This is a genomic window from Paenibacillus sp. FSL K6-4396, from assembly GCF_038002525.1.
GTDB lineage: Bacteria > Bacillota > Bacilli > Paenibacillales > Paenibacillaceae > Paenibacillus > Paenibacillus amylolyticus_B.
Genome location: NZ_JBBOCR010000001.1, coordinates 414,523 through 439,444, shown reverse-complemented (window position 1 = coordinate 439,444; position 24,922 = coordinate 414,523). Strand labels below are relative to the sequence as shown.

The following is a 24,922-nucleotide window of genomic DNA, read 5'->3' as shown; positions in this document are numbered from 1 at the left end:
TAAATCAAACATCACTTTCAGTATACTCTATACAACTATTCCAAAGGTTGGAAAGCAACTAGGAGAATAGATTCATTTTTCTGTCAGGATTCGTCACAAGGCATTTAATAACATGACAGATATATAACATATTTTCTGGCTATAGCCCTAGGCAACCTATTACTTATGTCATGTTTTATCACAAACCAATTGCCATAAGCAGGATGACTATGTATGATTAAATAACTAGTTTCAATTTATTCCTTATTCTCCCTTTTACACACAGACGTTGCAGAAAGGATGGGGTGTACTCTTGATTGAATTTAGGGGTGTCCAGAAGCATTTCGGTCATTTTCATGTCCTCAAGGATATCCATCTTCACATTGAAGAAGGAGAAGTCGTCGTCATTATCGGACCTTCCGGCTCCGGCAAAAGCACATTACTCCGCTGTATTAACCGCCTGGAGACCATTACCGAAGGCGAACTTGTTGTCAGTGGGGTCCCTCTACATCAGAAAAAGGTGGACATTAACCTCTTCCGCCGTGACATCGGCATGGTATTTCAACACTTCAATCTTTATCCTCACAAAAAAGTCATCGATAACATTACCCTTGCACCCATGAAGGTGCGCAAACAACCCAAAGAACAGGCAGCCGCAACAGCAATGAAGTATCTGACCCGGGTGGGCATTGCCGACAAAGCAGACAGTTATCCCTCCCAGTTGTCCGGTGGACAGCAACAACGGGTAGCCATCGCCAGAGGACTCGCCATGGAGCCCAAAATCATGCTTTTTGACGAACCTACCTCTGCTCTCGATCCCGAGATGATCGGGGAAGTCCTCGATGTTATGCGTTCCCTTGCCCATAATGGCATGACCATGGTCGTTGTTACCCATGAGATGGGATTCGCCCGCGAAGTTGCGGACCGGGTCATCTTCATGGACGAAGGCCGAATTGTAGAAGAGGCCAACGCTGCTGAATTTTTTGACAACCCCAGAGAAGAACGAGCACAGCAATTCCTGAGCCGTCTGATTCATCATTGAGAATAATCCACTATTCCATTTTGAAAGGGGTCTTTATTCATGAAGAAATTATTGAAATGGCCATCATTTATGCTTATCCTCATTCTCTCGCTTGTATTGTCCGGTTGCAGTACAGGTGAGGAGAATAGCAGTAGCGGCGGTAGTGGCGGTTCTGGCGGAGATGCCGTAGCCAAAGGAACAATAGAGCAGATTAAGGAACGCGGCAAGCTCATCGCCGGTGTGAAATACGATACGAAGCTGTTTGGCTTGAAAGATCCCGCAAGTGGCAACGTTGAAGGATTCGATATTGATATCGCCAAGGCACTCGCCAAACAGATCCTTGGAGATGAGACAAAGGTCGAACTGAAAGAGGTCACTTCCAAAACCCGCATTCCCATGCTGCAAAATGGAGACATCGACATCATCATTGCCACAATGACAATTACGGATGAGCGTAAGGAACAGGTAGATTTCAGTGATGTTTATTTCGAGGCAGGCCAATCCCTGCTGGTGAAAAACGACAGTGCAATTACCGGCTTGGAAAGCCTCAGCGGGGTGAAAGTACTCGCGGTGAAAGGCTCCACATCCGCTCAGAACATTCGCGAGAAAGCCCCGGATGCTGAGGTCCTTGAATTCGATAACTATCAGGATGCATTCACTGCTCTCAAAGCAGGTAAAGGCGAAGCGCTGACCACAGATAACATCATCCTCATCGGCATGCAACAGACGGATAACAGTTTCCATTTGGTTGGTGGCAATTTCACAAGTGAACCTTATGGTATGGCCATTCGCAAAGGCGACACCGCCTTCGTGGAAGAAGTCAACAAGCTGCTCAAAAGCATGAAAGACAGCGGGGAATATGACACATTACATGAGAAATGGCTGGGCTCAAAGCCCGAGTAACCCCGATTAATGATGAGCACGCGGCGAATTCGTCTGCTGGATGCGATGCATGAGCAGACGTAATCGCCGTTTCTACATCTGGAGAACGGAGGCTTTGCCTATATGGGCACATTGGATTTCAGCGTACTGATGCGACACTCGGATCGTTTTCTGGAAGGGTTCATGAATACCATTCAAGTGAGCATTATGGCTCTCATTGGCAGCTTTATCCTTGGCGCGATCCTGGCGATCTTTCGGATATCCCCTGTGAAACCGCTGAATTGGATTGGCACGGCTTTTGTGGAATTTATCCGAAACATCCCCTTGCTGTTGGTTGTGTTTTTCTTCTATCTCGGACTGCCTGCACTAGGCATCTCGCTGGATGGATTTGTCTCCGGTACTCTGGGTCTGACCATCTACACCGCCGCTTTCATTGCCGAAGCGATCCGAGCGGGCATTCAGACGGTGCCGCGCGGACAACTGGAAGCAGCAAGGTCTTCCGGCTTGTCCTATGTACAGGCCATGAATCTGATCATTCTGCCCCAGGCCATCAAGATTGTACTGCCGTCCATCGGCAACCAGTTCATCAATTTGGTCAAAAACTCATCTATTCTTGCCGTTGTTGCCGGAATGGATCTTATGTATTTTGCCGACTTGGTTAACTCGGATACGTTCCAGCCGCTAAGTGTGTACACCATTGTTGCCCTGTTCTATCTGGTGCTGACTCTACCACTCAGCTTTCTGGTGCATTATATGGAGCGCAGGTTTGGACAGAGCGATGCAGAGGCTCGCAACACCAAGGGCAAAACGAAGAAGAACAAATCGGCAGGTCAGGTCACCATGTAACAGATTAACTTGTACCAGCTCAGGTTTTTAGGGAAATATATTGGCTTGCCCATGTGGTTTAAATGAGTACTGGATCGTCTGTGTTTTGCTGGCATTGGTGATCATGTCACAGTGCATATTGTAATTCACTGCTACGGTGCTTGAGTTGCTTTGTACACAGTCCATGCCCCATCTATTGATCTTCGATATTCCATTCCTGCATACAGAAGGAGGCTAATAAAATATGGACTTTAGCGGGGCCTATGCGTGGCCCAACCTTCGTTTCCTGCTTCACGGATTCCTGATCACCCTGCAGGTAGCAGGGCTATCCATTGTATTCAGCTTCATACTCGGCACCGTGCTGGGTACGGTCCGGTTTACTCGCATCCCTGTTCTGTCACAGATCGTGGCGGTGATCGTGGATACGATTCGGAATCTGCCGCTGTTGCTCATCATTTTCTTCATTCACATGGTACTTCCACAGCTCGGGATTAAAATGTCCGTCTTCTGGTCCACAGTTGTTGGACTGAGTCTGTTTGAAGGCGCGATGATTGCCGAAATCGTCCGTAGCGGTCTGAAATCCGTTGAGCGCGGTCAGGTGGAAGCTGCCCGTTCTTCCGGCCTGAGCTACATGCAGACCCTCGGTGGCATCATCATGCCACAGGCGCTACGCCGCATGTCCCCGCCGATGGTCAGCCAATTCATCTCACTCCTAAAGGATACTTCACTGGCGATCATCATCTCTCTGCCGGAGCTGATGCACAACGTGCAGATCCTTGGCGGTCAAAGTTTTGATTATATTATCCCGGCCCTGCTGCTCGCAGCCGTATTGTATTTTGTGATCAACTACGCGCTGTCCATTGTCGCAAGACGACTTGAGGCACGGATGAATTGATTGACTGAATGAATGAAACGAGCTTCCCACCGATGTTCTAACGAACCGTGGGAAGCTTATTTAGTCATTTTGAGGACAGTTTCTAATCTAACGAATCGTAGACGCTCTATTCATCCGATTCATCCCGCTATTACGCCGTATTTCAGGTTTTTGAGTAAAATAACTTCACTGAGATTCGTTACATTTTTCATTTCGACTTATAGCCACAAATTAGACGTCTCAGGTTCGTTAAAACTAATGCCATCCGCAAATTAAATAAACATCCACGCCTACTATTAATGATTCATGCCGCTCCCAAGACTAATACTTAGTCCAATCCGCCCAATTTTGCCCACAATCAGCTCATCAGCTAGATCGCCGCTCCGTTGTGACGTAATTCCGCCTGTAGCAGCTCAATTGGCAGTCCCACCGGATCAAGCTTCATCTTCACGGTTAGTGCAGCTGCTGTCCCGGCGGCCTCCCCGGTAGCCATACAGCTTGGCGTCAGCCTTGTCGTTGCATGCGCCTCATGTGTGGTGGAGATGCAGCGTCCTGCCGCCAGCAGATTGCGGATATTGCGAGAGATCAGACAGCGATACGGAATATCGTACGCCCCATCTCCTTCTATAAAGGCAGCCACAACACCTTGACCCGAAGGGTCATGAATATCAATCGGATAACCGCTTCTGGTAATCACATCCTCGAACTTCCGTCCTGCGACCACATCCGCCTGGGTCAACGCATAATGACCTATAATTCGCCTGGATTCACGGATACCAATCTGAGGTGCTACCGCTGAGATGGAAGCCCGTTCGAATCCAGGCACATCACGTTGCAAAAACTCAGCGATCATCAGTACCTGCTTCCTCCCTTCCTGTTCAGCAGAGGTCAGATCCTCGGCATCCGTCGCATCGAGTCCCTGCACCCGGGTACAATTAATCAGCACTTCATCGTCAGCCGGTCCGGTAAAAAACAGCACTTGGTCGCGATTAATCGGCACACCCGCTTTTTTCCATTGGGAATAGAAGCCGCTCACCCCGGTTAACGGAATACTGTCCAGCTCTGCAAAAGGCGTTTTCACATAGAAATCCTCCGGATGCTCCTGCATGTATTGCTTCACTCGTCCAAGATCCACACCACGCATGCGAAATTTCATGGTCATCGGCTGAGACTGGTTATCGCCATCTCTCCCCTTCGCCACCGAAGCCCCTGCAAGATAAGCCAGATCCGCATCACCGCTTGCATCCACGAATACGTTCGCCTGAAACTCCTTTCGTCCAGACTTGTTTGTCACTCGCACCGCTTTCACCCGATCATCCCCAACGACCACTTCATCCACGAAGCTGTGCAATAACAGCCGGACACCAGCCTCCTGCAACATCTCTGCCGCAACCACCTGAAAGATGGCTGGATGGTACGGCGTGACACTGTGCACAAATCCAACCGTATCACGCAAATGCCCCGGGGAGCCGCCACGCATCTGCAAACGATCCACAATTTCCTGTGCAATACCTTTAATGACCTGCTCACCACGTTCCGTATGGAAAGTCATCCAGGGATAGACCATAGCGGCAGTGGACATCCCACCAACGAATCCGTATCGCTCCACCAGCACTGTGCGGACACCCTGTCGTCCAGCGGCAATGGCTGCCGCTATTCCCGCAGGGCCCCCTCCCACAATAACGACATCTGCTTCTTCCTTTTTCATGCTCATCCGTTCATGCAAATGTTGTCCCTCCTTCCGTTCTATTGTACGTATTGTACGTATTGCTCGCCTTTGCACGTATTTCATGGCTTACTCTTTCAGTCCCGTCATGGCAACCCCCTCAATGAAGCGCCGTTGTGCCAGGAAAAAAACAATTAAAAGTGGCAAGGTCGCCATAACGGTGGCGCTCATCAGATATTGCCAGGCTGTGCCGACCTCATCTGTAAACAAAGATAATCCAAGCGGCAGCGTCATTAGATCACGCGAGTTAATGAAAATCAACGGATCGAAGAACTCATTCCAGATCGTCACAAACGTGAAGATCGTCAGCGTAGCCATACCTGGCTTGGCAATAGGCAGCATAATTCGCGCATATATTCGGAATCGGTTGCAGCCGTCGATCATCGCCGCTTCCTCCAGTTCCGTTGGCACCGTAATGAAGAACTGCCTCATCACAAAGATGCCAAACACACCGCCCGCGCCAAAGATTGGCAGTAGTATCAGCGGAAGATGGGTATCAATCCACCCCAGCTGCCGCATGAACAGGAACATCGGAATCGCCGTCACCTCATGGGGAATCATCATGGCACTCAGCAGGATGAGAAATACCACATTACGTCCCTTAAACGGAATTTTGGCAAATGCATAACCGGCGAGAGAAGCAAAAAATACGGTTCCCAGCACAACCAAAGCAGAAATGTAGATACTGTTCCAATAAAAACGGTGAAACGGAATCAATTGGAAGACATCGATGTAGTTCTGAAATCGGAATGATTCCGGTATCCACTGTGGTGGATAGGTGAATATGCCCTGGGGCTCCTTGAATGATGTCGATATCATCCAGATAAACGGAACAATCATGATTAGCGAAATCAGTGTCAGCAGCAAATACGTCCCAAGGGTACTTCCTATCTTCCTCCCCGAAGGACTAGGCATCGCCTTCATTGAATACCCACCTCTTTCGGAGCTGCCATTGCAGCAGCGTCAGGATCAGTACGATGAAGAACAGCACATATGCGAGAGCAGAAGCATAGCCGAACTGGAATAGTTTGAATGCTTTTTCCCAGATATAATAAACCAATACCTTTGTGCTGTTACTCGGCCCACCCTGTGTCATCACATAGATCTGTCCGAATACTTTGAGTGAACCAATCACGGTCATGACCACAGTCAGAAACACCGTTGGTGTAATCATAGGCAGTGTAACGTGAAAGAAGGTTCCCCTTCTGCCCGCACCGTCCAATGTTGCTGCTTCGTACAGTGAACGCGGTACCTGCTGAATGGCTGCAATGAACAGCACCATATTCAGACCTACATTTTTCAGCACACTGGTCACAATCACTGCCGGCATTGCCAAATCTTCATTGTATAACCAGGCCGGACCCTTGATGCCCGTCATCAAGAGAAGCTGATTAATCAATCCTGATTCTGTTGCATACATCAGCTTCCACACGATGGCCCATACGATCAGTGAAGTCATGACTGGAACAAAGATTGCTGTTCGAAAAATTCCGATCCCCCGCAGATTTCTGGATAATAACAAAGCAAGCAGCAGGGCGAGCACAATATTAAGCGGGACCAGCCCCACTGTGAAATAAACTGTATTGGCGAGCACTTTCCAGAACATGGTGTCTGTCATAATATTCCGGTAATTCTCCAGTCCAATAAAATGATGATCCCCCAGCAGCGGCCAATCGGTCAGGCTCATGTATAACGCGAGACCCATGGGAAATAACAGCAGCAGGGTAAACCCAAGCACCATCGGCGATACAAACAGCCACCCCGCGATCTGGGCCTCTCTGGCGAGCGGTCCCCTTCTTTTGCGCTTGTGTGGATGGGTCACAATCAGGCCCTCCTTTTAATCATATTTCCTCCGAAGCTGAACTCTGTGACCATTCTATATAAGGTGTTGTCTCAAAAGGTATGATCTCCCTCGCTCCAAGGGCTAACGAATCTACTGCATCTTAATAAGGCAAGTTTTTAAAGAATGCACCGGGTAACGAATCTCAGTCATGTTATATCTCCATAAAATGTCGCCAGAACCATGAAAATCGACCAAATGGACGAAATATCGTCTCTCTGATTCCTTAAATTTTAGATCCGTACAAATGGACGCGAATAACATGTGCTCGATTCGTTAGAACGACTGGATGCTAACATAGGGTGTCCCCCATGATACACGTGACTTTCCCTAATTAGTCCGGACCGTTCAGACTGTCCACCGCATTGCGGAACCCGTTCACAGCCCTTCGCAGCTCTTCCTCCGTGTTGCCTGTCACAACTGCTCCAAGCATAATCGCTTTGACCCCGGTATTGCGTAGCACCCGAACATCCTCCGGTACCAGCTTTCGCTGGGAAGGAACCAATACCGGAACCTGGGCTTGCAAGATCAGACGGCGATACTTGAGCACATCCGCGAAGCTGAGCGGTGTACCATATTCTTTTCCAGGTACAATGGATGCCTCCAGAGCAGTGAAGCCGAAGTGAGCTGCCGATGTTACGAGGGAAGCATCATATTCTTCATTGATCGCAAACGTTGGGTCCAGCCCCAAGTCACTCAGCATGAAGGAGGGCAAGTGATGTGCATAGATGGAATAGAAATCAAAACCCAGTCCAGCAAGGCGCTCCACATCCTCCCGTCGTGCTCCATCTATACTGCCGGAAGGTACGACCCCAAGCGGACCACCAAATTCACTGCGAATCGCCCGAAATACCTCGGCATACCTGTCCAATGGGCCAAAATGATTCCCGCTGGCGCGATGACCGACATTATAGTGCACCTTGAGTGCATCAGCCCCCTCTTCCATGGCTGCCCGAGCCAAAGCAAGTTCATTTTCAGGCAGACTGACCACCAGGGACAACGGTTTCCGCTCAAGTAATTCTTTGAATTTGCCCATTATTCTCACCTCCGGTTTCGATCGACTTACTCAGGGTTGCAACACACTTTGGATCTCTTCCTGCATTTGTTTCAGGTTATCCTCAGCTGTCGCTGTCTTGGCAAACAGTCGGTCGAATCCCTGCAATACCGCATTGTCGATATCCTGCCAACGGATATGGCCGGGGATTAAGCGCGCTTTCGGCATTTCATCAATGACGGCCTGCACAATATGCTCTTTGCTCGGGTTATTCGGCTGAAGAATGAATGCATCCGAGTTCAGAACAGAAGTACGAGGAGGCACAAAATAGGTGGCTGTCGCCTGAATCCCCTGCTCACTCGCAAAATACTTCAACAGCTTCTTTGTTTCCTCTGGATGTTTGCTATCGTTGAACATGGCATATCCGGCCTGCCCCAGCATCGGTACACTGCCTTGTGAACCGGATGGCATAGGCGCGATGCTCCATTCAAAATCCGTAATCTCCCTTGCTTTGGAAACATAGCTGTAATTATCGAAGAACATGCCCACATTACCCGCATCGAAGCTAACTTGCTCGCCCGCCTTCGGATGTGATTCATCGGTGAACATCATGCGCTCCAGTAATTCAAAGGTCTGTACGCCATAGGCATCGTTCCAGGTGAACTTCGTCATACCTTCGTCGAATGGACCGCTTCCATTGGACCAAGAGTAGGAGGAGAGGACTGCCCAGGTCTTCCAGTCGCGAAAAAAGTTGGCTCCATAGATTCGGTTGGTCGCATCCTTGCTGGTCATCGCCTTGGCAGATTCTTCGAACTGTTCCCATGTCCATTGTCCTTGGGTGGCAAGTGTGTTTGGATCCGTCAGGCCGGCTTGATCGAACAGCGCTTTATTGTAAAACATGACCACCGGAGGTGTAGAGAAAGGTAGCCCCAGCAGCTGGTCTCCATCACGGAACAAATCCAATGTACTTGGAATATAATCATCCAGCTTAAACTGTGCATCATCCTTAAACTCGGATACATCGGCCAGAATGTGGTTGGACTTGAATTGTGGTACCATTCGCTCCGATACCCAGGCGAGATCGGGAAGAGAGCCTCCGGCAGCAAGCACCGAAATTTTTTGTTGGTATTCTGCGAAAGGTACGGATTCCATCGTGACTTTGATGCCTGGATTTTCCTTGGTGAAGCTATCAATCAGCTTGTTGTATACATCCATATGTGCCTGGTTGCCCCACATCATGAACTTCAGCTCCACCTCTCCATTCTCCCCGCCTGCACTGCCAGGTTCACTGCTGGAATTGGAGCTTGTGCACGCGATTGAAGTCACCATCATGAGTACAAGCATCAGTATCAGTCCTGCTTTTTTCATGGAAATCCCCCTTATGGACGTTGTGGTATACAGGTGCAACCAAAGTATAACGAAAGCTTCGTGCCCTCATAAATCACGTCAACTACAGAAATGGTATGGTTTTTCAAGAAATACTGAATCGGTCTCGGTATTCTCCAGCAGTCCATCCCACCTGCTGCTTGAACACCAGCATGAAATGTTTGGGACTTTGATGCCCGGATAACCGTGCCACATCATAGATTTTGAGACCCGTGTTGATCAGCAACCACTTGGCCCGCTCCATACGTGCCTCCGTGATGTATTCGGAATAATTAATACCTATTTCGTTCTTGAACAACTGGCTTAAATAAGTAGGGTTTAAGTGAACGAGATCTGCGATCGTCTGAAGCCGCAAATCTCCATCGGGATGTTGCTTGATGTGCTCCTTCACATCTCGGATAATCTTGCGCGTATCTCCACCAGCATGTTCTGCTTTCCCAGATGGCTGCGGGATCGAAAGGGTTGAAATACCGTATCTGCGATCCAGCAGCAATTGAATCTTCTGTATGCATAATGCCAGTTCATAGCGATCGATTGGCTTCAGCAGGTAGTTCAACACCCCGAACTCCATCGCTCTGCGCGCATATTCAAACTCGCCATAGCCGCTAATGATGAGCATGAGCAATTCAGGGTACATGTCTCTGGCTTTGCTTGCCAAAGTTAATCCGTCCATTTCGCGCATGCGGATATCCGTGATTAACACATCCGGCACCTCACATCTCAGAAAATCCAGCGCCTCGGTGCCGCTCGATGCTTCGCCCGTTACCTGAAACTGAGAAGACGCTTGTACGATCAGCTCTCTCATTCCCTGACGGATGATCGTCTCATCCTCTACAAGCAATACTTTATACATGCGCTTCAATCCCCTTTCGGTAGAATTTGAATGGATATCGTGACCACCAGGCCCTGCCCGGGACTTCCATCAATGCTTAGGCTGCCGCCTTCTCCGTACATGAGACGAAGCCTCTGGGCAATATTATTAAGCCCGAGACTATCCCCGGCATGGCAACGTAATGCCTGACTGGAAGGCTGTTTCGTTATGGATTCGTTTAGCTCGTACATCTTAGCCTGAGTCATTCCCTTACCGTTGTCTCGTACGCTAATCAGCAGCTCATGGTCAAATTTCAAGGCAGATACCCAGATTACTCCTCCATTTTCCTGCCCTTCAATGCCGTGGTAGACTGCATTCTCCACCAGCGGTTGCAGTACCAGCTTCGGAATCAAATACTCGGTTATCCCTTCTTCGATGTCATAGATAACCTCTAACTTGCCGTCGTAACGTACCTGCTGAATGCGTACATAGGATTGTACAAAAGCAAGTTCTTCCCCAAGTGGAACCATCCGGTCCACCTTATCAATCGTATAGCGCAGCAGCTTGCCAAGCGCCGTCACCATGTCCGATACCTCAGCATGCTTCTGGCGAATGGCCATCATGTTAATGGACTCCAGTGTGTTATATATAAAGTGAGGATTCATCTGGCTTTGCAACGCCGACAACTCTGCCTCCCGCTCTTGAATGCCCAGCAGGAACACCTCATTAAACAGTCGATGAATCTCTTCCATCATTCGGTTAAAGCCCCGGCTCATCTGTCCGAATTCATCATTGCTGAAGTGTGCTACCCGCTGGCTGAAATCTCCCTGCTCCACCCGAATCATGTGGTGCTTCAGTCGAATCAGTGGCCGGGTGATACGATAGGATAACAGAACCGCCAGAATCGCTATACCCGCCATACATAACACTGCGAACCATATTGTAAAGGTGAGCATCTTACCCGATTCCTTTTGAATCACAACAATAGGTGTAAGACTGATCACCGAAAGCCCGGAATAGCTGGAATGGTGTTGTACATAGAGATAGGACTCCCCATCCAGAACAATTTTTTGGTTTCCTGCATAGCCTTGAAGCTGTCCATTCGTTAGCAACTGGTCGTAAGCAGACATTCCTCCGGTCGAGGTCCGTTCGAACAGCAGACGCTGCTTGCTGTCTACAATCATCAGGCTTGCATCTTGCTCATAATTCAGATTGGATAACAGTTGACCGAAGGCCTCTAGACGGATATCAATCAGAATGTAACCCAGTCGCTGAAGCGTGCCCGGATCTCGAAGCACTCTGCCCGCCGATATATACCATTCTTGCTGACCACCCGTGTAATAGCTGGGTTGATGCGGAGGAAGCAGGCGCCATGTCCCTTCCGAGTCTTCAAGCTCTGCAAACCAGTCATCCTGTCTGCTGTCCCATACCGGCTTGACTGCCAGTGAATCGAGATTGGAGAACAGGATGCCGCTATTGCTGATCAGATGAATTCCCCGAATCTCGGGTCGGTCATAAGCTTGACCCGATGTATAGAGCTTCATTTTCAGATAATCCTCAGACCTCGCCCATGTACCAGATCCCATTGAAGCGTTGTATTCGCCCAGAATGCCAAGCACCATCTGATCGTAAAGCGGCAAGAGCGACAACCGCTCAAAGTCCTTCAGCAGCCGATTCAGATTGGCGTTAATCTGGCGAACCAGTTCAATGGTGAACTGCTCGGTCTTGCGATCCATCGTCTGCGAGAAATGCTTGTAGTTCATCATTCCCTGCAAGCCTAGCGGCAGCAACGTCAGCGCTAGGAACAACAGGAGCAACTTGGTGCGCAGGTTTACGTTTTTTCCGAAAAAAATGCGTACCTTGTCCATCATTTCCGTTCATCCCTCCCTCTCCCGATCATTGTATGAGCCCCCTTCACAGATCAATCTGGATATAACTGGGGTCATCATATCCAGTTTTAATGATCATTCGCTATCCTGCCAACCCTGGAATTGGTACGGAATTTCAAGTTATCCGCATTGGTATCAGGGTGAACGCAAAAAAGCCGACTGTATCGCTACAGTCGACTAAGGTATTTCTATAGAACACTAATTAGACCAAAAAACCGACTGCATTATGCAATCGGTTGTCTGTTCCTGAGATGGCTTTTATATTTGAATCGATTATATTCATTAATAAGCTCGTCCAGTACCATGGACTGTCGGAGGACTTGGTTGTCCTGCATGCCATGATTCTCCGCCAAACGACTCAACTCTTGCCTGTTCCGTTCGATTTTATCTGTGATCTGTACCGGTTCACTCACAGCATGCACCCCCTCTTTGTATAACATTTTAGGATACATTGCCAAAAAATTCATATTATATTCCTTTGCAGAATAAAATATTTATTTACATAGAGATACTTTCAACATCAAGCATTTTACATAGAGAGTTGACGTCTCTTCTTTTCTACAAGATGTGGGCAAAGAAAATTATAACATGTCTACATATCGTATTCGAGAATACGCAAATCCTTTACCGTTAAAGTGATTTATGGACATATTATCCATTTTACCCTAAGTATCTCTTGCGCCTTTCTCTCACGAGAAGTTAATAATTTTATCGAAAAGTAATCTATTTGTATAGATAATTCTCATCACCGTTCTGCATACCAAAATAACGAAGTCTGTAGCCCTCTCGATAACGAGCACGTAATGGATTGATGAAGGAGTCATTCCCAAACTCAATGTAACCTGTTAAATAGAGTAGGATCAGATATTCCTCAAAACGTGGATTGCCAAGAGTCATCTCAGTCTCTGCCATTCCATAAAATACTTCAATTTCAAGAATTAATAGTAGCGAAAACCCTCGCACAGTGGAATTGATGATCCATGCAAACTCCAATGGCTCATGGATATCCTCATCCTTATTCAGGCTAATTAATTGCTTGGTTCCCCTCTCATCCTTGAATACATAAGCTGCAATCGCCTGATCAAATCCCGCATGAGGGTCGTTGCGTAAGTCTGAAAACTCTTCTAAATCCACCTTCTCAGCGTAAAATTTCTCTGTTAGTCGATCATGAATCTGCTCTAATGTGAATGGATTAGGAATGTCCAATGTTATATATTTGTCGTAAAGCTTTTGAATATCAATCTGCAATGATAAATCCTCTTTTCGTTATGGATGATCTAATGGATAGAACAAATAAGCGCCCCATCTCCATATCCCGGAAATAAGACGCATGTTAATGAAGACTTTAATACCAAATACTCCTAATATCCACCTGCACCATGATTAAAAATCAGATTTATAATATTATTTATACCACCAGTAATACTAGAAAACATAATGAAAGAACTAAACAGCGTTAATACCAACATTGCTTTTTTTCTCATATCGACCATAAACCTCCTTGATAATACTTTTATATTGGGACTCTATTGAATCAGAAGCCTGTGTTCTGTATTCCTCAAATAAACTCACACAATAAATTATGGTGGAGTCATCCTTGATCTTGTGAGCAGAACTCAAACAAGTAAGCAGATCCCTGAATCCTTCATTATGCCTGGCTTTAGACAACTGGTAGAATGCTAATTCAGCCCAAAATTTAGTATATCGATCATCTTTTATCTGAGTAGTATAACTACTCTCATAGTTAGAATCATTAACTAACATACGGATAAACGAATCAAATCTTTTGAGAACATGGTCAACATTCAGTTGGTATTGATTAGCCGCTTCCATAACTTTGACAAGTCCAAGAAGAGTTTCATTTTCATTTACTTCTATAAAGTCGAGATAAGAGTTAAGCGCATTATAGTCGCCCGTCATCAACTTATATAAATAGGTATTAACTTCAGCCCAATCTTTAAATCGCTTTATAAAGAGTTGATCTTCTGTAGTAGAGTCTTCAATAACAATATTTGAATAGAAAGAAGTATACTCTAGCGCCTTTTCATACTCTTTACGCTCTCCCCATACAGTTGCTATTAATAAGTAAGCATAAAATTTATAAGTAAATAACGGGTGTTTGGAGGCTCTAATAAACTCCAATCCCTTTTTTTTATTTTTGTATTGTTCCAGAAATTTGACCCGTTGTAACAGTTCATCGGCTAATTGGAATACTTTATCCCACTGACATAACCCATTGTATGTATTCGCCAACTCCCTAATCGCATCCAACTGCCGTTCCTCATCCAGCCGATTAATATACGGTTCAAAATGTACGGCTGCACGCAGATTCTCGTGTTGGTCCTGACCGAGAGATAACGTGAAGATGCGATACTGGCACAGCGCCAGACGTTCCGAGTGCTGATATTTCTCACACTCCGCCACACATTCGTACAACATCCGTGCGGCCTTCGTCTGTCCACGTTCAAGCATGCCTTCGGCCATCTCGAACAACTCCGAGATATACGAGCGATCATCCGTCACTTCCTGGATAACCTTATGAATACATTCCAGCTTGTCCAATTCAGCACAGCGTTGCAGGAATGGTTCCAGTCTCCTCCAATGAGGTGCCGATTCCACGAAACATTCAGCCCCATAAATCTCGTAGAAATACCCCTCTTCCAGCTTCATGCCTTGGGTAATCAGATCCAGTTGCGCCATAGCGATGGGCCGAGTCCCCTTAATAATTGCGCTAAGCGTTCCGGCGTTAACTCCCGATATATCGGCAAAATACTGCAGGGTGTACCCCTGTTTCCTGATGTAGTCCTCAATATATGAGCGTATCGTAGTTGTAGGTTCCATGTATCCCACCTCCACAATTAAAATCCATAATTTTGAATTTATATGATAAGCACAATTTTAATCCTAAATTTTACAGCGGTCAATAAAAATCGTGGCAATTTCCTTCACATTTATGCAAGGAGGCCTCGCTGTTCCTGCTTATAGAAAAAATCCATTAGAAGAATCCGTGAGAACCTGATACATTTAATGCAACTTACATATCCTACTATTTCAATAGGATTATACGACACAGATACGATCAATTCAGTTCAAGGAGAAGGTCAGATGAAATTTGCCTTGTTTAGTCTCATGATGAATCTGCCTAATGCCGTTACCGGGGAGGCTCTGACAACTCAGCAGAAATTCCATAATATATTGGAGCAAGCGAAGCTGGCTGAACGACTGGGATTCGATGCCTATGGAATCGGTGAACGACATGGTGCGCCTTTTCTATCTTCATCGCCACCTGTCGTATTAACCGCAATAGCCGCAGCAACCACACGCATTCGGTTACTAACCACCGTCACTGTTCTTAGTATACTTGATCCAGTCCGGGTTGCCGAGGATTATGCCACGTTGGATCAATTATCGGGCGGACGGCTGGAAATGATCATCGGGAAAGGCAATGACCCTCGCCACTATCCGCTGTTTGGCATACGCGAAGAGGAACAATGGGACTCACTCGATGAACGGTATCATTTGCTAAGACGGTTGTGGTCTGAAGAGAATGTCACCTGGCAGGGGACGTATCGCCCTCCGCTTGAGGGAGTGACCACGTGGCCCAGACCGCTTCAGCAGTCCATCCCAATCTGGCATGGTAGCGCGTCCAGCACGGTCTCAACCGAACTCGCTGCCAAATATGGCGAGCCGCTCTTCACGTCGAACTCTTTTCACCCTCAGGCCAAATACAAAGCGTTAATTGATCATTATCGAGAGCGCCTCGATTATTATGGTCATGATCCGCAGCAAGCCGTGATTGGCTCTGGTGCCGGCAGTCTCTATCTTGCGGATACGGGTGAAGAAGCCATTCGCCGCTATAAGCCATATTATGAAGCGTTCCACGCCACCGCCGCCGCACAGCATAATCAGTCGCCCTTCACCGATCTGGAGGATAACATTGCACGAGGCCCTGCGTTAATTGGCAGTCCGGAGCAGATCATTGAGAAAATTCTGGACTATCATGCCGCTTACGGACATCAGGTGCTGAGTATCAGCGTAGATGGACTGACGCATAGCGAACAGTTGGAGCAAGTGGAGCGTTTTGCCAAGGAAGTGGCCCCTGTAATACGTCGTAAACTGCCAAGTTCGGTATGGAATGAACCCCCGGTGTTAACCCAGCACTCATCCTTCCTTTCCTCTAATGTTACAGATTCATGGCCCACAGCCATCTCACCTATATTCCAGGTCTAACAATCTCCCACGTACAATATACATGTGCTCCTTCCAGGGTGATTCCTACGAATCGCCCTCTTCCCTCTTCCTCCCGCTTGTATCGCGACTATCCCTATATCTAATTGGACTGAATGCCTTCAAACAATGAACGGAGCATCACATCTACAAACGCTTCATCCATCGCTTCCCCTGTCACTAACATACGATAGAACACCGGCCCATAGATCAGATCAATGTACAGTCCAATGTCCACCCCTGCCTTCAATTCGCCGCGCTCCACACCCTTCTCCAGAATTCCCCGAGCCTCACGTCGACGTGGTTGGATGTATCTTGTACGGTATTCTTCGGCAAGCCCTTCATCCGACTGCCCTTCTCCGATAATCTGTGTAATCACTTTTCCTTCCCGACTGGTCAAAAATCGAACCAGATTACTCGCATGTATGCGTATATCCTCCAATACCGAGCCTGTATCCGGCACTGGCAATCTTGCCGTTGCAGCAGACATATATCCGTCCATGATGACGGCGCCTTTGTTCGGCCACCATTTGTAGATCGTGGCTTTGCTCACTTGTGCGCGCTCAGCAATCTTTTCGATCGTAACAGCCCCGAATCCGTGTTCCAACAACAACTCATAGGATGCGGTAAGAATGGCATTCTGGGTTTCCATGTTACGTGGACGTCCTCTTTTGGCAGTCATCTTGAGCCCTCCTGGATGTAAAAAATATATTTTATCATCAGTAACATTCATAAAAACGATACGTTCATTATACTAAAATGCATTGCGTACACACAATTCACTCTCCGCTCATTTTTATATCCTCATTTAAATTTTCATTAAAATATGTTTAGCCTATTTACAATACTAAACGTTTAGTTTATTATATGTTTGTAATTAGTGAACACAACGTTTAGTAATTAACATTTTAAACAGCACCCGTTTATCTGGAATATCGAATTTTCAATACGAATATGAAATCTGTGGAGGATGATTAAGATGGATATGAGACAACAAGTGAAGAAGGCACCTGTACCTGCCTGGATTATTTTTTTGCTGGCATCCGCTTGTGGATTGATCGTGGCAAACCTGTATTATGCTCAGACCGTTATCGGACCGATTAGCATGACCACGGGCCTTTCTTCTGCCGCTGCCGGATTGATCGTAACGTTGACTCAGATTGGTTATGTTATTGGTTTGTTATTCATCGTGCCGCTCAGTGACATTATTGAGAACCGACGCCTGGTCGTTCTTTTCCTCATCGTACTGGTTGTTGCCCTGATTGCTGCGGCTTTCTCGCCCACTGCTGTTGTATTTCTGACTGCCTCTCTATTCGTCGGTATAGGTTCTGTTGTCGCTCAGATTCTGGTACCCTATGCGACATATCTTACTTCCGAGGAACAACGCGGGCGGGTTGTCGGCAATGTCATGAGCGGTCTGCTACTGGGCATTATGCTCGCTCGTCCTGTCGCAAGCTTTATCACCAGCTTCTTCGGATGGCAGACGGTCTTTGTATTCTCCGCCATTGTCATAGCACTTCTAATGCTGCTCCTATCACGTGCTCTTCCTGCTCGCCAGCCTGAACCAAACTTGAAATACGGTCAATTAATCGTGTCATTGGGCACACTGTTCAGAACGATGCCTCTGCTGCGCCGTCGGGCGTTCTATCAGGCCAGTTTGTTTGGTGCTTTCAGCTTGTTCTGGACCACGGTTCCGCTCAGGCTCGCTAACAATTTTGGCATGTCACAGCAAGGCATTGCCTGGTTTGCCCTGGCTGGTGTCGGAGGTGCTATTGCTGCTCCCATCGCCGGGAGACTGGCGGATCGCGGACTAACGCGCATTCTGACAGGTGCTGCCATGGTGATCGCTGCTGCTTCATTTGGTCTTGCTTATGTGTTCCAGAGCCACTCCACGTTTGCATTGATCCTGCTTGTGATCGTGGCGATCACACTGGATATGGCTGTCTCGGGAAATCTGGTGCTGGGTCAACGCATCATCTACTCCTTAGGAAGTGAAGCGAGAGGGCGTGTGAATGGCATATTCATGTCGATCTTTTTTGTTGGCGGTGCGATTGGTTCATCTCTTGGAAGCTGGTCTTATGCTAACGGAGGCTGGAGTCTCACAACGCTGATTGGCCTGATCATGCCGCTGCTCGCTTTGGTGTATTACTTTACGGAAAAGAAAGCTGTAGTCGTCAGCCATGAATAGAATGAATTGATCGTTTAATCCGAACGACCAAATAAGGGCAGACTGATCCTTAGGATCAGTACTGCCCTTGATGTTGTAATCAACACTTGGCTCCCTATGACAGAGCGAGGTATCACTATGATTAAGATGGATACATCTGCGTATTAGGCTTTACTGTGAAGGGTAACTTGGTACCCGTCTGGGTCGGCAAATGTAAAGGTTCGCCCGAATGGTCCATCTATGGGTGCAGATGTAATCTTTACGCCTTCTGCAGCAAGTTTGTCATGAATCTCTTGTGTATCCGGAGCATGTAGCCAAAGAGCGATGCCCAGTCCTGGCTGAGTACCTGAACCGAGTTCGGTTCCTGGCAATAGGTCACGAAGAGCAAATGCAATAGGCTTTGTTTCAAAAACCACCGCATGAGGTGGTCCCGCCTGTGAGCGTACCAGCCCGAGATAGTTTTGATAGAATTCGGCAGAGCTCTCAAGATTGCTCACTTGAAGTGAAATGAAATCGGGTCCAATTGCTGACATAATGTAATGTCCTCCTTAGTATTTGTATATCTTGATCATACAAGGACGCTCTTGCCAACAGTATGTCAGTAGCGTTCAGTCTTTTATTTAATTTTTCTTTGACTCGGTTTTCCCCTTTTACACCAACACGGGCAGATGCTTAGCTGCATCATACTCCACCAATGGCTCACCAGCATTCAATTTCTGCACCAGATCAGGGTTCGAGATAAACGGTCTGCCGAACGCAGCCAAATCTATGCTTCCCTTACCAATCGCGTGCTCTGCGGTCTGAACATCCAAATTCCCCACACCAATGATGATTCCTTCCCACTGACTTCGAATCCGCTCGTGAAAGGACTGCTCCCCTGCCCACGCTTTCGCATAATGATCTGTTGAGGGATGCAAGATTGTAATTCCCGTCTCGCGGAACAACTTCAGATATGCATCGATCATTCCAGCTTTGTCTACCCATGCATAGGATGCATCATCATCCTTTTTCTCGGAGAATCGAACCGATATGCGATCCACACTGATCTCTTTTTTTACCGCCAAAATAATATCTCGAAGGAACCGTAATCTGCCCGCAGTGTCGCCTCCATATTCGTCTGTTCTGTGGTTGGTCTTCTCATTGATAAATTGGTCGATCAGATACCCATGCGCAGCATGAAGCTCTATTCCGTCAAAACCTGCCAGAACCGCATTGCGGGCTGCCCTCTGAAAATGCTGAATCGTATCCGCTATATCCTGTGCACTCATCGCTTTAGGAATCTGATACGGCTTATGCAGCTTATGCACTCTTCCCTCTGCCGCAAGGCTGGAAGGTGCCAATGGAACAGCTCCGATCAGATCGGAGTGGGACAATCTGCCGACATGCCACAGTTGAGCAATAATGGTGCCACCATATCTGTGAACAGCATCCGTTACTCTTTTCCAAGAAGTCGTCTGTTCATCTGTATATAAGCCGGGGATACCATAAGTGCCTTTGCCTGCCAGATTCGGGTTAATGCCCTCGGTAATAATTAGTCCCACACCATCCCGCGCACGCTGCTCATAATATGCCAACATCTCATCCGTCACGGTCCCCCTCTGGTCATCAGCAAATCCCCGGGTCAACGGTGCCATCACCATGCGGTTCCTTAATTGCCACTGATGAATCGTCACCGGGCTTAATAGTGTTGAACGTGTATTCATTTTATCCATGTCATATCCCTACTCTCTTCGTCATTAGGGATATTGTACGGCGGCTCTGATATATCGTAAAATGATTGTAATATATAGTTGTATCTCTCAGAGAGATACCTAACATGAACATCTGCGGAAGCAATGTAAGTTAATTCACATTCAGGAGGATACAGCATGGAACTTTCTGATATCGATATTATTCTTGCGGTGGCACGTTCAGGCAAAATCTCACAGGCCGCCAAAGAATTGAATTACGCCCAGTCCAATGTCACTACACGCATCAAAAAACTGGAACAGGAATATCAAATCCAGTTGTTCAACCGATTTCCCAAAGGTGTTGCACTGACCTCCAAAGGAGAACAGTTCGTCCAGTACGCCACACAGATTCACAACCTTTTGCACGATCTGAAGCAGGATATGACCGATCCAGGTGAACCTTCTGGCACGCTAAAAATCGGCATTGTGGAAACTGCGGCATCCAGCCGCTTTATGGAGATTCTGAATGAATATCAAATAACCTACCCGGAGGTGTCCATCTCACTCGTTAACGCCACTTCACCCAAAGTACTGCGCAAGAAAATACAGGACTATGAGATTGACGGTGCTTTTATCAGTGGGGCTTGTGTGAAGCAGGGGCTGAAGGTGGAATATGAGATGCAAGACACGGTTCATATCATCTCCAAGCGGATGGATATACCACCCGCAAGCCTGTGCCAAGTATCCTGGGTTGTTTTCCCCGAGGGCTGCCCATATCGTGAAATGACTGAAGAATTCCTGCAAGAAGAAGGGTTGTCCGCACGCAATATCATTGAAGTGAGTACGATGGAAAACCTGCTCAGCTGTGTGGAATCTGGCATTGCTTTTACCATTATGCCGTGCAGCGTTATTCACAAGAAACCGGATGATTTCTCCGTATTTGATCTCGCAGATCGTTATACTCATACCACGACAACCTTTGTCCGCGGTGAGGATCGGTATGTCAGCAGTGCGCTGGATCAATTCATGAAGCTGCTCAATCAGAAGTGCATTACATTTTGATATATAACTTTTATAAGCAGCAGTATAGTATGTACATTCACAGCAGTCAGGAGAAGATCAGATGAAACTCACGAATCTTTTATATAGGCTCATTGATGCCCGGCGTGTCGACAACAATGCTGAACAAGTGTCCTTTCCATCCCGTCCACATCATATGCTGCTTGTTGTGATCAAAGGGAGCTTAACCGTCAAAGTCGAAGACAAAATCATCTCCCTATGCGCTCCTCAAGTCCTTTCCGTCCCTCCTTCTCACACCTGTAACGCAACTACCGAGGTACAGCATGACTTTGAATGTGTCACCTTAACCTACAATGTCTACAACGAAGAACTGGATGGCAAGATGCAGCGAGTTATTGATCCACATCTTGAATTCATTCCCGCTGTTGTTCCCTCAGCTCCCGTGCTCGCCATTCAAATCCATGAAGGTGGGCAGAAGGAAGATCCATGGGCTGGAATGGCACGTCAGATCCTCTTTCAGGAACTGTGTCTTGTCCTATTGAAGCAGAAGAAGCAGAAATTCCAGGAAGATACAGCTATTGAAGCGGTAAAGCAGAGCCAAAAATATATCAATACACATTATCAGGATAACTTCACACGCGAAAAACTGGCTGAATTGGCTGGACTGAGTGTCAACCGTTATTCCAGATTGTTCAAAAAAATGATTGGACAAGGCCCCATTGAATATTTGAACGCCGTACGCATCCGGGAAGCCGGTGATCTGCTATTGGCTTCGGACAACACGATCAAACAAACAGCCCGCCAGGTCGGGTATGAAGATGAATTCTATTTTAGCCGAAAATTTAAAGCAACCACTGGATTGTCTCCCATGGTTTATATTAAAAAGCATCGCTCCGTAACACGTATCGCTTCACTTGCCCATCCCTATACGGGGCATCTGCTTGCCCTTGGTATTGAGCCTTATGCGGCACTGATTAACCCGGTCCATAGGACATCATATGAATTCAAAAATGTGATTCAAGTGGGCAAAGATCAGCCTGATCTGGAACTATTAATGAACGCACACCCGGAACTGATCATTGGGTATGAAGGAACCGATTATGAAGAGCCCAAAAAAGCCGAATTATTTCGGCATATCGCCTCCACTTGCACCATATCTTTTGCAGAAGATTGGCGTAAACAGTTGTACTCCATTGCACAATCCGTTGGCAAAATAACAGCTGGTGAAGAATGGCTGGAACGTTATGATCTATCGGTCAAACAAAAAATATCCGGAATACAACGTGCCATGGATGACCGCCCTGTGGCTGTGGCGCAATACGAAGATGGACAGTTCCGGGTCTACGGCAACCGTAATCTGGGGACGGTTCTCTATGATGATTTGCAGTTATCCGTACCTCAAGCCCTACGCCACGTATCCCATTCCCGTTTAATGTCACTGGAACAGCTGGTTCAGTCGGATATTGAACACTTCATTCTGTTTACAAGTGGTCACGCAGAAGAGCGTACGCACACTGTAGCGTCGCTTATGCAAAATTCAATCTGGCAGCAATGGGGGGCGGTCCGTATGAATCAAGTCTATGAATTGGGCGATTCCTCCCCCTACTCCTGTTATACTTCCTTGGCTCATAATCTGTTTCTGAATCGGGTTAGTCAATTGTTCCTGAGCCAAACGTCCATGCATTAAACAGGAATATCCATGGATTACGATTTGGAATGGACCTATAATTATTTTGATAATGATAATCAAAATCAATTAAAGGGTGTGTACAACGTGTCTTTACCTAATAGCCAACGCTTCTCTACCTTTTTCAAATCAGGACGATTCCTTATAACCGTTCTTGTTCTATGCAGCATACTTGCAGGCTGTGGGACTTCCCAGAACAGCGGGAACTCCGCTTCACCCGAATCTAATGGGGCAAAGCCATCAACCGCTGAACAGGGAAGTGAGAATACACGCACCATTTCTACGATCAAAGGGGATATCGAAATTCCTGCTGAACCACAAAAAATTGCGGGTATGCTCTACGTCTTTGCTGACCAATTACTCGCTCTCGGCATTGAACCGACAGCCATGGTAACGTATAACGATCTCGGATTCCCTGAATACCTGGCAGATCAGATGAAAGATACCACTGCCGTAGGTTCCGGCGAGTCTCCCAATTTTGAAGCATTGCTCCAGGCTGAGCCGGATCTCATTCTGGCCTCCAAAACGTTAAATGAAGCAAACTATGAGCAACTCTCCAAAATTGCCCCAACGATCCTTTTTGATAATGAAGAAAAAGGAGACTGGGAGCGATTCATGGAAACGGCAACCGTTCTTGGCAAAGAAAAAGAAGCCCAAGCGGTCAAAGACGCCTATGATGCCAAAGTCACCCAAACCCATGATGAGCTTGCCGTAAAAGCCAAAGACGAAACGGTGGCCTACATGCGCGTACAGGATAAACAGCTCCAGTTGATTAAACCTGATGATAACTTCACTCTGTTTGGTGCTCTGGGATTAACCCCTGCTTCAGTAGACAGTGTAGATTTCGAGGGATCATGGAATGTGGCAATTTCCGAGGAAATTCTGCCTGAGCTGAACCCGGATCGACTGTTTATTATTCTTCGTCCAGGAGAAGAAAACAAGGTTGTGCTTAATAACATCATGGATACTTCCATCTGGTCCAATCTGAATGCAGTCCAGAACGATCATGTATATATCGGTGATGCCAACCTGTGGTTTGCAGGATACGGTCCCATCGGTCTGAGCAAAATTATTGATGAGATCGCTGCTTCCTTCGAGTTATAGAGGGACATGATGAAACCTAAAACAAGTCTTAGGCAGACCGTGATCGAACGACGGACGATTCAGGAATTTAATGGCCTACCCATTCCCTTGGAAACGATTCATGAGATTCTGGAGGCAGCGATATGGGCACCTTTTCATTCCAAAAAGGAACCTTGGCGCTTCATTCTGTTTATGAATGATGGCAGAGAAACATTCGCGAGTGCTGTCTTGAGTACACGCAATCCTGAATTTATAACAAAGTACGGACAACAAATCAGAGCGGCCTATTGTGCACAGACACCTGTGCATCTGGTTGTGGTTATGACAGCCAACCTGCCCTCTAAAGCGTGGGAAGAGGCTTTTGCTGCAACCTCGGCACTGATCCAGAACATACAGTTGCTCGCCTGGGAACAACAGATCGGCGTCGTATGGAAGACAAGTCCTTTCAACGAAAGTCCGCTATTCTGTGAAGCCATTGGTGTGACATCAGAGGAAAAAATAGTAGGCACACTTCACATGGGGTATTTTAACGCTGAAGATCAGCCTATGCCCAAGCCTCGCACACCTCTCTCTCAACTGTTGCATCTCATTGATCACTAAATGGACTAAAGCACATTGATCGAGACCATAAAAAAGAAGGGGATGTCCTATAAGTCATGAATATGACAGAGGACATCCCTTGTTCGTGTTATTTTGTTTTAATGAACCTGAGACAAGCTAGTCGCTCCCATTTGCCCAGATCTGAGAACTAACGAATCACAGAGACGTTATTTCGTCGATTCGCTCGATTTTTTAGGTTTTGACAACGTTTTTTGACGAAATAGCGTTACTGAGATTCTTT

Annotated in this window: 24 protein-coding genes; 10 read left to right on the top strand and 14 right to left on the bottom strand. The window is 47.0% G+C overall.

Features of this window, described 5'->3' with window-relative positions; all coding sequences use genetic code 11:
- Window positions 1-292: 292 nt before the first annotated feature.
- The 3 genes from MHB85_RS02110 (at window position 293) to MHB85_RS02100 (ending at window position 2,728) form a co-directional block, all read left to right on the top strand.
- Window positions 293-1,021, top strand: a complete 729-nt coding sequence (locus MHB85_RS02110; RefSeq protein WP_091018388.1) for an amino acid ABC transporter ATP-binding protein — start codon at window positions 293-295, stop codon at window positions 1,019-1,021.
- 39 nt (window positions 1,022-1,060) lie between these two features.
- Window positions 1,061-1,903, top strand: coding sequence for a transporter substrate-binding domain-containing protein (locus MHB85_RS02105; RefSeq protein WP_341072281.1), 843 nt, complete (start codon window positions 1,061-1,063; stop codon window positions 1,901-1,903).
- 102 nt (window positions 1,904-2,005) lie between these two features.
- The gene (locus MHB85_RS02100; protein WP_105601567.1) at window positions 2,006-2,728 is read left to right on the top strand and encodes an amino acid ABC transporter permease; all 723 of its coding nucleotides are present in this window, start codon (window positions 2,006-2,008) and stop codon (window positions 2,726-2,728) included.
- 27 nt (window positions 2,729-2,755) lie between these two features.
- On the opposite strand, the gene MHB85_RS02095 is transcribed toward MHB85_RS02100, so the two are convergent.
- Window positions 2,756-2,893 (bottom strand): hypothetical protein, encoded by a 138-nt coding sequence (locus MHB85_RS02095; protein ID WP_188310511.1) that lies wholly within the window; start codon window positions 2,891-2,893, stop codon window positions 2,756-2,758.
- A gap of 58 nt (window positions 2,894-2,951) precedes the next feature.
- Here MHB85_RS02095 and MHB85_RS02090 point away from each other — a divergent pair, with 58 nt between their 5' ends.
- Window positions 2,952-3,602 (top strand): amino acid ABC transporter permease, encoded by a 651-nt coding sequence (locus MHB85_RS02090; RefSeq protein WP_105601568.1) that lies wholly within the window; start codon window positions 2,952-2,954, stop codon window positions 3,600-3,602.
- A gap of 349 nt (window positions 3,603-3,951) precedes the next feature.
- On the opposite strand, the gene MHB85_RS02085 is transcribed toward MHB85_RS02090, so the two are convergent.
- From MHB85_RS02085 to MHB85_RS02040, 10 genes are all read right to left on the bottom strand, one after another.
- A complete protein-coding gene (locus MHB85_RS02085) occupies window positions 3,952-5,289 on the bottom strand; it encodes an FAD-dependent oxidoreductase (RefSeq protein ID WP_192135677.1) in 1,338 nt (445 codons plus the stop codon).
- 87 nt (window positions 5,290-5,376) lie between these two features.
- Window positions 5,377-6,231: a carbohydrate ABC transporter permease gene (locus tag MHB85_RS02080; protein ID WP_192135602.1), complete on the bottom strand. Its 855-nt coding sequence runs from the start codon at window positions 6,229-6,231 to the stop codon at window positions 5,377-5,379.
- Window positions 6,215-7,129, bottom strand: coding sequence for a carbohydrate ABC transporter permease (locus tag MHB85_RS02075; protein WP_341072279.1), 915 nt, complete (start codon window positions 7,127-7,129; stop codon window positions 6,215-6,217). The genes MHB85_RS02080 and MHB85_RS02075 overlap by 17 nt, the downstream gene beginning before the upstream one ends.
- A 352-nt stretch (window positions 7,130-7,481) precedes the next feature.
- Window positions 7,482-8,183, bottom strand: coding sequence for a hypothetical protein (locus tag MHB85_RS02070; RefSeq protein ID WP_341072278.1), 702 nt, complete (start codon window positions 8,181-8,183; stop codon window positions 7,482-7,484).
- 30 nt (window positions 8,184-8,213) lie between these two features.
- Window positions 8,214-9,509: an ABC transporter substrate-binding protein gene (locus tag MHB85_RS02065; protein WP_192135605.1), complete on the bottom strand. Its 1,296-nt coding sequence runs from the start codon at window positions 9,507-9,509 to the stop codon at window positions 8,214-8,216.
- Between the two features lie 103 nt (window positions 9,510-9,612).
- Complete coding sequence (locus MHB85_RS02060; RefSeq protein ID WP_192135607.1) at window positions 9,613-10,380, bottom strand: response regulator transcription factor; 768 nt, start codon at window positions 10,378-10,380, stop codon at window positions 9,613-9,615.
- 5 nt (window positions 10,381-10,385) lie between these two features.
- On the bottom strand, window positions 10,386-12,209 hold the full coding sequence (locus tag MHB85_RS02055) for a sensor histidine kinase (protein WP_192135609.1): 1,824 nt from the start codon (window positions 12,207-12,209) through the stop codon (window positions 10,386-10,388).
- Between the two features lie 242 nt (window positions 12,210-12,451).
- Entirely contained in the window at window positions 12,452-12,640 is a 189-nt protein-coding gene (locus tag MHB85_RS02050) for an aspartyl-phosphate phosphatase Spo0E family protein (RefSeq protein ID WP_223868875.1), read from the bottom strand.
- A gap of 310 nt (window positions 12,641-12,950) precedes the next feature.
- Window positions 12,951-13,475, bottom strand: a complete 525-nt coding sequence (locus tag MHB85_RS02045) for a pyruvate kinase (RefSeq protein ID WP_192135611.1) — start codon at window positions 13,473-13,475, stop codon at window positions 12,951-12,953.
- Window positions 13,476-13,673: 198 nt separating this feature from the next.
- On the bottom strand, window positions 13,674-15,068 hold the full coding sequence (locus tag MHB85_RS02040; protein ID WP_105601576.1) for a helix-turn-helix domain-containing protein: 1,395 nt from the start codon (window positions 15,066-15,068) through the stop codon (window positions 13,674-13,676).
- Between the two features lie 264 nt (window positions 15,069-15,332).
- Between MHB85_RS02040 and MHB85_RS02035 the strand changes: the two genes are divergently transcribed.
- On the top strand, window positions 15,333-16,457 hold the full coding sequence (locus tag MHB85_RS02035; RefSeq protein WP_192135613.1) for an LLM class flavin-dependent oxidoreductase: 1,125 nt from the start codon (window positions 15,333-15,335) through the stop codon (window positions 16,455-16,457).
- Between the two features lie 100 nt (window positions 16,458-16,557).
- Here the strand turns inward: MHB85_RS02035 and MHB85_RS02030 are convergent, their stop codons facing one another.
- Window positions 16,558-17,136: a TetR/AcrR family transcriptional regulator gene (locus MHB85_RS02030; protein WP_192135615.1), complete on the bottom strand. Its 579-nt coding sequence runs from the start codon at window positions 17,134-17,136 to the stop codon at window positions 16,558-16,560.
- Window positions 17,137-17,433: 297 nt separating this feature from the next.
- On the opposite strand from MHB85_RS02030, the gene MHB85_RS02025 reads away from it, so the two are divergent.
- Entirely contained in the window at window positions 17,434-18,642 is a 1,209-nt protein-coding gene (locus MHB85_RS02025; RefSeq protein ID WP_244661114.1) for an MFS transporter, read from the top strand.
- A gap of 143 nt (window positions 18,643-18,785) precedes the next feature.
- Here the strand turns inward: MHB85_RS02025 and MHB85_RS02020 are convergent, their stop codons facing one another.
- Together MHB85_RS02020 and MHB85_RS02015 are read right to left on the bottom strand one after the other, a co-directional pair.
- Window positions 18,786-19,154: a VOC family protein gene (locus MHB85_RS02020; RefSeq protein WP_192135619.1), complete on the bottom strand. Its 369-nt coding sequence runs from the start codon at window positions 19,152-19,154 to the stop codon at window positions 18,786-18,788.
- A gap of 117 nt (window positions 19,155-19,271) precedes the next feature.
- The gene (locus MHB85_RS02015; RefSeq protein WP_192135621.1) at window positions 19,272-20,333 is read right to left on the bottom strand and encodes an oxidoreductase; all 1,062 of its coding nucleotides are present in this window, start codon (window positions 20,331-20,333) and stop codon (window positions 19,272-19,274) included.
- 156 nt (window positions 20,334-20,489) lie between these two features.
- Here MHB85_RS02015 and MHB85_RS02010 point away from each other — a divergent pair, with 156 nt between their 5' ends.
- The 4 genes from MHB85_RS02010 (at window position 20,490) to MHB85_RS01995 (ending at window position 24,681) form a co-directional block, all read left to right on the top strand.
- The gene (locus MHB85_RS02010) at window positions 20,490-21,353 is read left to right on the top strand and encodes a LysR family transcriptional regulator (RefSeq protein WP_091020008.1); all 864 of its coding nucleotides are present in this window, start codon (window positions 20,490-20,492) and stop codon (window positions 21,351-21,353) included.
- A 61-nt stretch (window positions 21,354-21,414) separates the two neighbouring features.
- Window positions 21,415-22,998 (top strand): AraC family transcriptional regulator, encoded by a 1,584-nt coding sequence (locus MHB85_RS02005; RefSeq protein WP_192135624.1) that lies wholly within the window; start codon window positions 21,415-21,417, stop codon window positions 22,996-22,998.
- Window positions 22,999-23,010: 12 nt separating this feature from the next.
- On the top strand, window positions 23,011-24,102 hold the full coding sequence (locus tag MHB85_RS02000) for an ABC transporter substrate-binding protein (protein WP_206759595.1): 1,092 nt from the start codon (window positions 23,011-23,013) through the stop codon (window positions 24,100-24,102).
- A gap of 6 nt (window positions 24,103-24,108) precedes the next feature.
- Window positions 24,109-24,681: a nitroreductase family protein gene (locus tag MHB85_RS01995; protein WP_341072277.1), complete on the top strand. Its 573-nt coding sequence runs from the start codon at window positions 24,109-24,111 to the stop codon at window positions 24,679-24,681.
- Window positions 24,682-24,922 lie beyond the last annotated feature (241 nt).

Excerpts from the sequence above, each read along its gene's own strand:
- MHB85_RS02095 (WP_188310511.1), bottom strand. The coding sequence starts at position 2,893 with ATGGACTGTGTACAAAGCAACTCAAGCACCGTAGCAGTGAATTACAAT.
- MHB85_RS02100 (WP_105601567.1), top strand. The coding sequence starts at position 2,006 with ATGGGCACATTGGATTTCAGCGTACTGATGCGACACTCGGATCGTTTT.
- MHB85_RS01995 (WP_341072277.1), top strand. The coding sequence starts at position 24,109 with ATGATGAAACCTAAAACAAGTCTTAGGCAGACCGTGATCGAACGACGG.
- MHB85_RS02000 (WP_206759595.1), top strand. The coding sequence starts at position 23,011 with ATGGATTACGATTTGGAATGGACCTATAATTATTTTGATAATGATAAT.
- MHB85_RS02005 (WP_192135624.1), top strand. The coding sequence starts at position 21,415 with ATGAAACTCACGAATCTTTTATATAGGCTCATTGATGCCCGGCGTGTC.
- MHB85_RS02055 (WP_192135609.1), bottom strand. The coding sequence starts at position 12,209 with ATGATGGACAAGGTACGCATTTTTTTCGGAAAAAACGTAAACCTGCGC.
- MHB85_RS02020 (WP_192135619.1), bottom strand. The coding sequence starts at position 19,154 with ATGTCAGCAATTGGACCCGATTTCATTTCACTTCAAGTGAGCAATCTT.
- MHB85_RS02040 (WP_105601576.1), bottom strand. The coding sequence starts at position 15,068 with ATGGAACCTACAACTACGATACGCTCATATATTGAGGACTACATCAGG.
- MHB85_RS02010 (WP_091020008.1), top strand. The coding sequence starts at position 20,490 with ATGGAACTTTCTGATATCGATATTATTCTTGCGGTGGCACGTTCAGGC.
- MHB85_RS02060 (WP_192135607.1), bottom strand. The coding sequence starts at position 10,380 with ATGTATAAAGTATTGCTTGTAGAGGATGAGACGATCATCCGTCAGGGA.
- MHB85_RS02015 (WP_192135621.1), bottom strand. The coding sequence starts at position 20,333 with ATGGATAAAATGAATACACGTTCAACACTATTAAGCCCGGTGACGATT.
- MHB85_RS02030 (WP_192135615.1), bottom strand. The coding sequence starts at position 17,136 with ATGACTGCCAAAAGAGGACGTCCACGTAACATGGAAACCCAGAATGCC.
- MHB85_RS02070 (WP_341072278.1), bottom strand. The coding sequence starts at position 8,183 with ATGGGCAAATTCAAAGAATTACTTGAGCGGAAACCGTTGTCCCTGGTG.
- MHB85_RS02080 (WP_192135602.1), bottom strand. The coding sequence starts at position 6,231 with ATGAAGGCGATGCCTAGTCCTTCGGGGAGGAAGATAGGAAGTACCCTT.
- MHB85_RS02105 (WP_341072281.1), top strand. The coding sequence starts at position 1,061 with ATGAAGAAATTATTGAAATGGCCATCATTTATGCTTATCCTCATTCTC.
- MHB85_RS02090 (WP_105601568.1), top strand. The coding sequence starts at position 2,952 with ATGGACTTTAGCGGGGCCTATGCGTGGCCCAACCTTCGTTTCCTGCTT.
- MHB85_RS02065 (WP_192135605.1), bottom strand. The coding sequence starts at position 9,509 with ATGAAAAAAGCAGGACTGATACTGATGCTTGTACTCATGATGGTGACT.
- MHB85_RS02035 (WP_192135613.1), top strand. The coding sequence starts at position 15,333 with ATGAAATTTGCCTTGTTTAGTCTCATGATGAATCTGCCTAATGCCGTT.
- MHB85_RS02025 (WP_244661114.1), top strand. The coding sequence starts at position 17,434 with ATGGATATGAGACAACAAGTGAAGAAGGCACCTGTACCTGCCTGGATT.
- MHB85_RS02085 (WP_192135677.1), bottom strand. The coding sequence starts at position 5,289 with ATGAAAAAGGAAGAAGCAGATGTCGTTATTGTGGGAGGGGGCCCTGCG.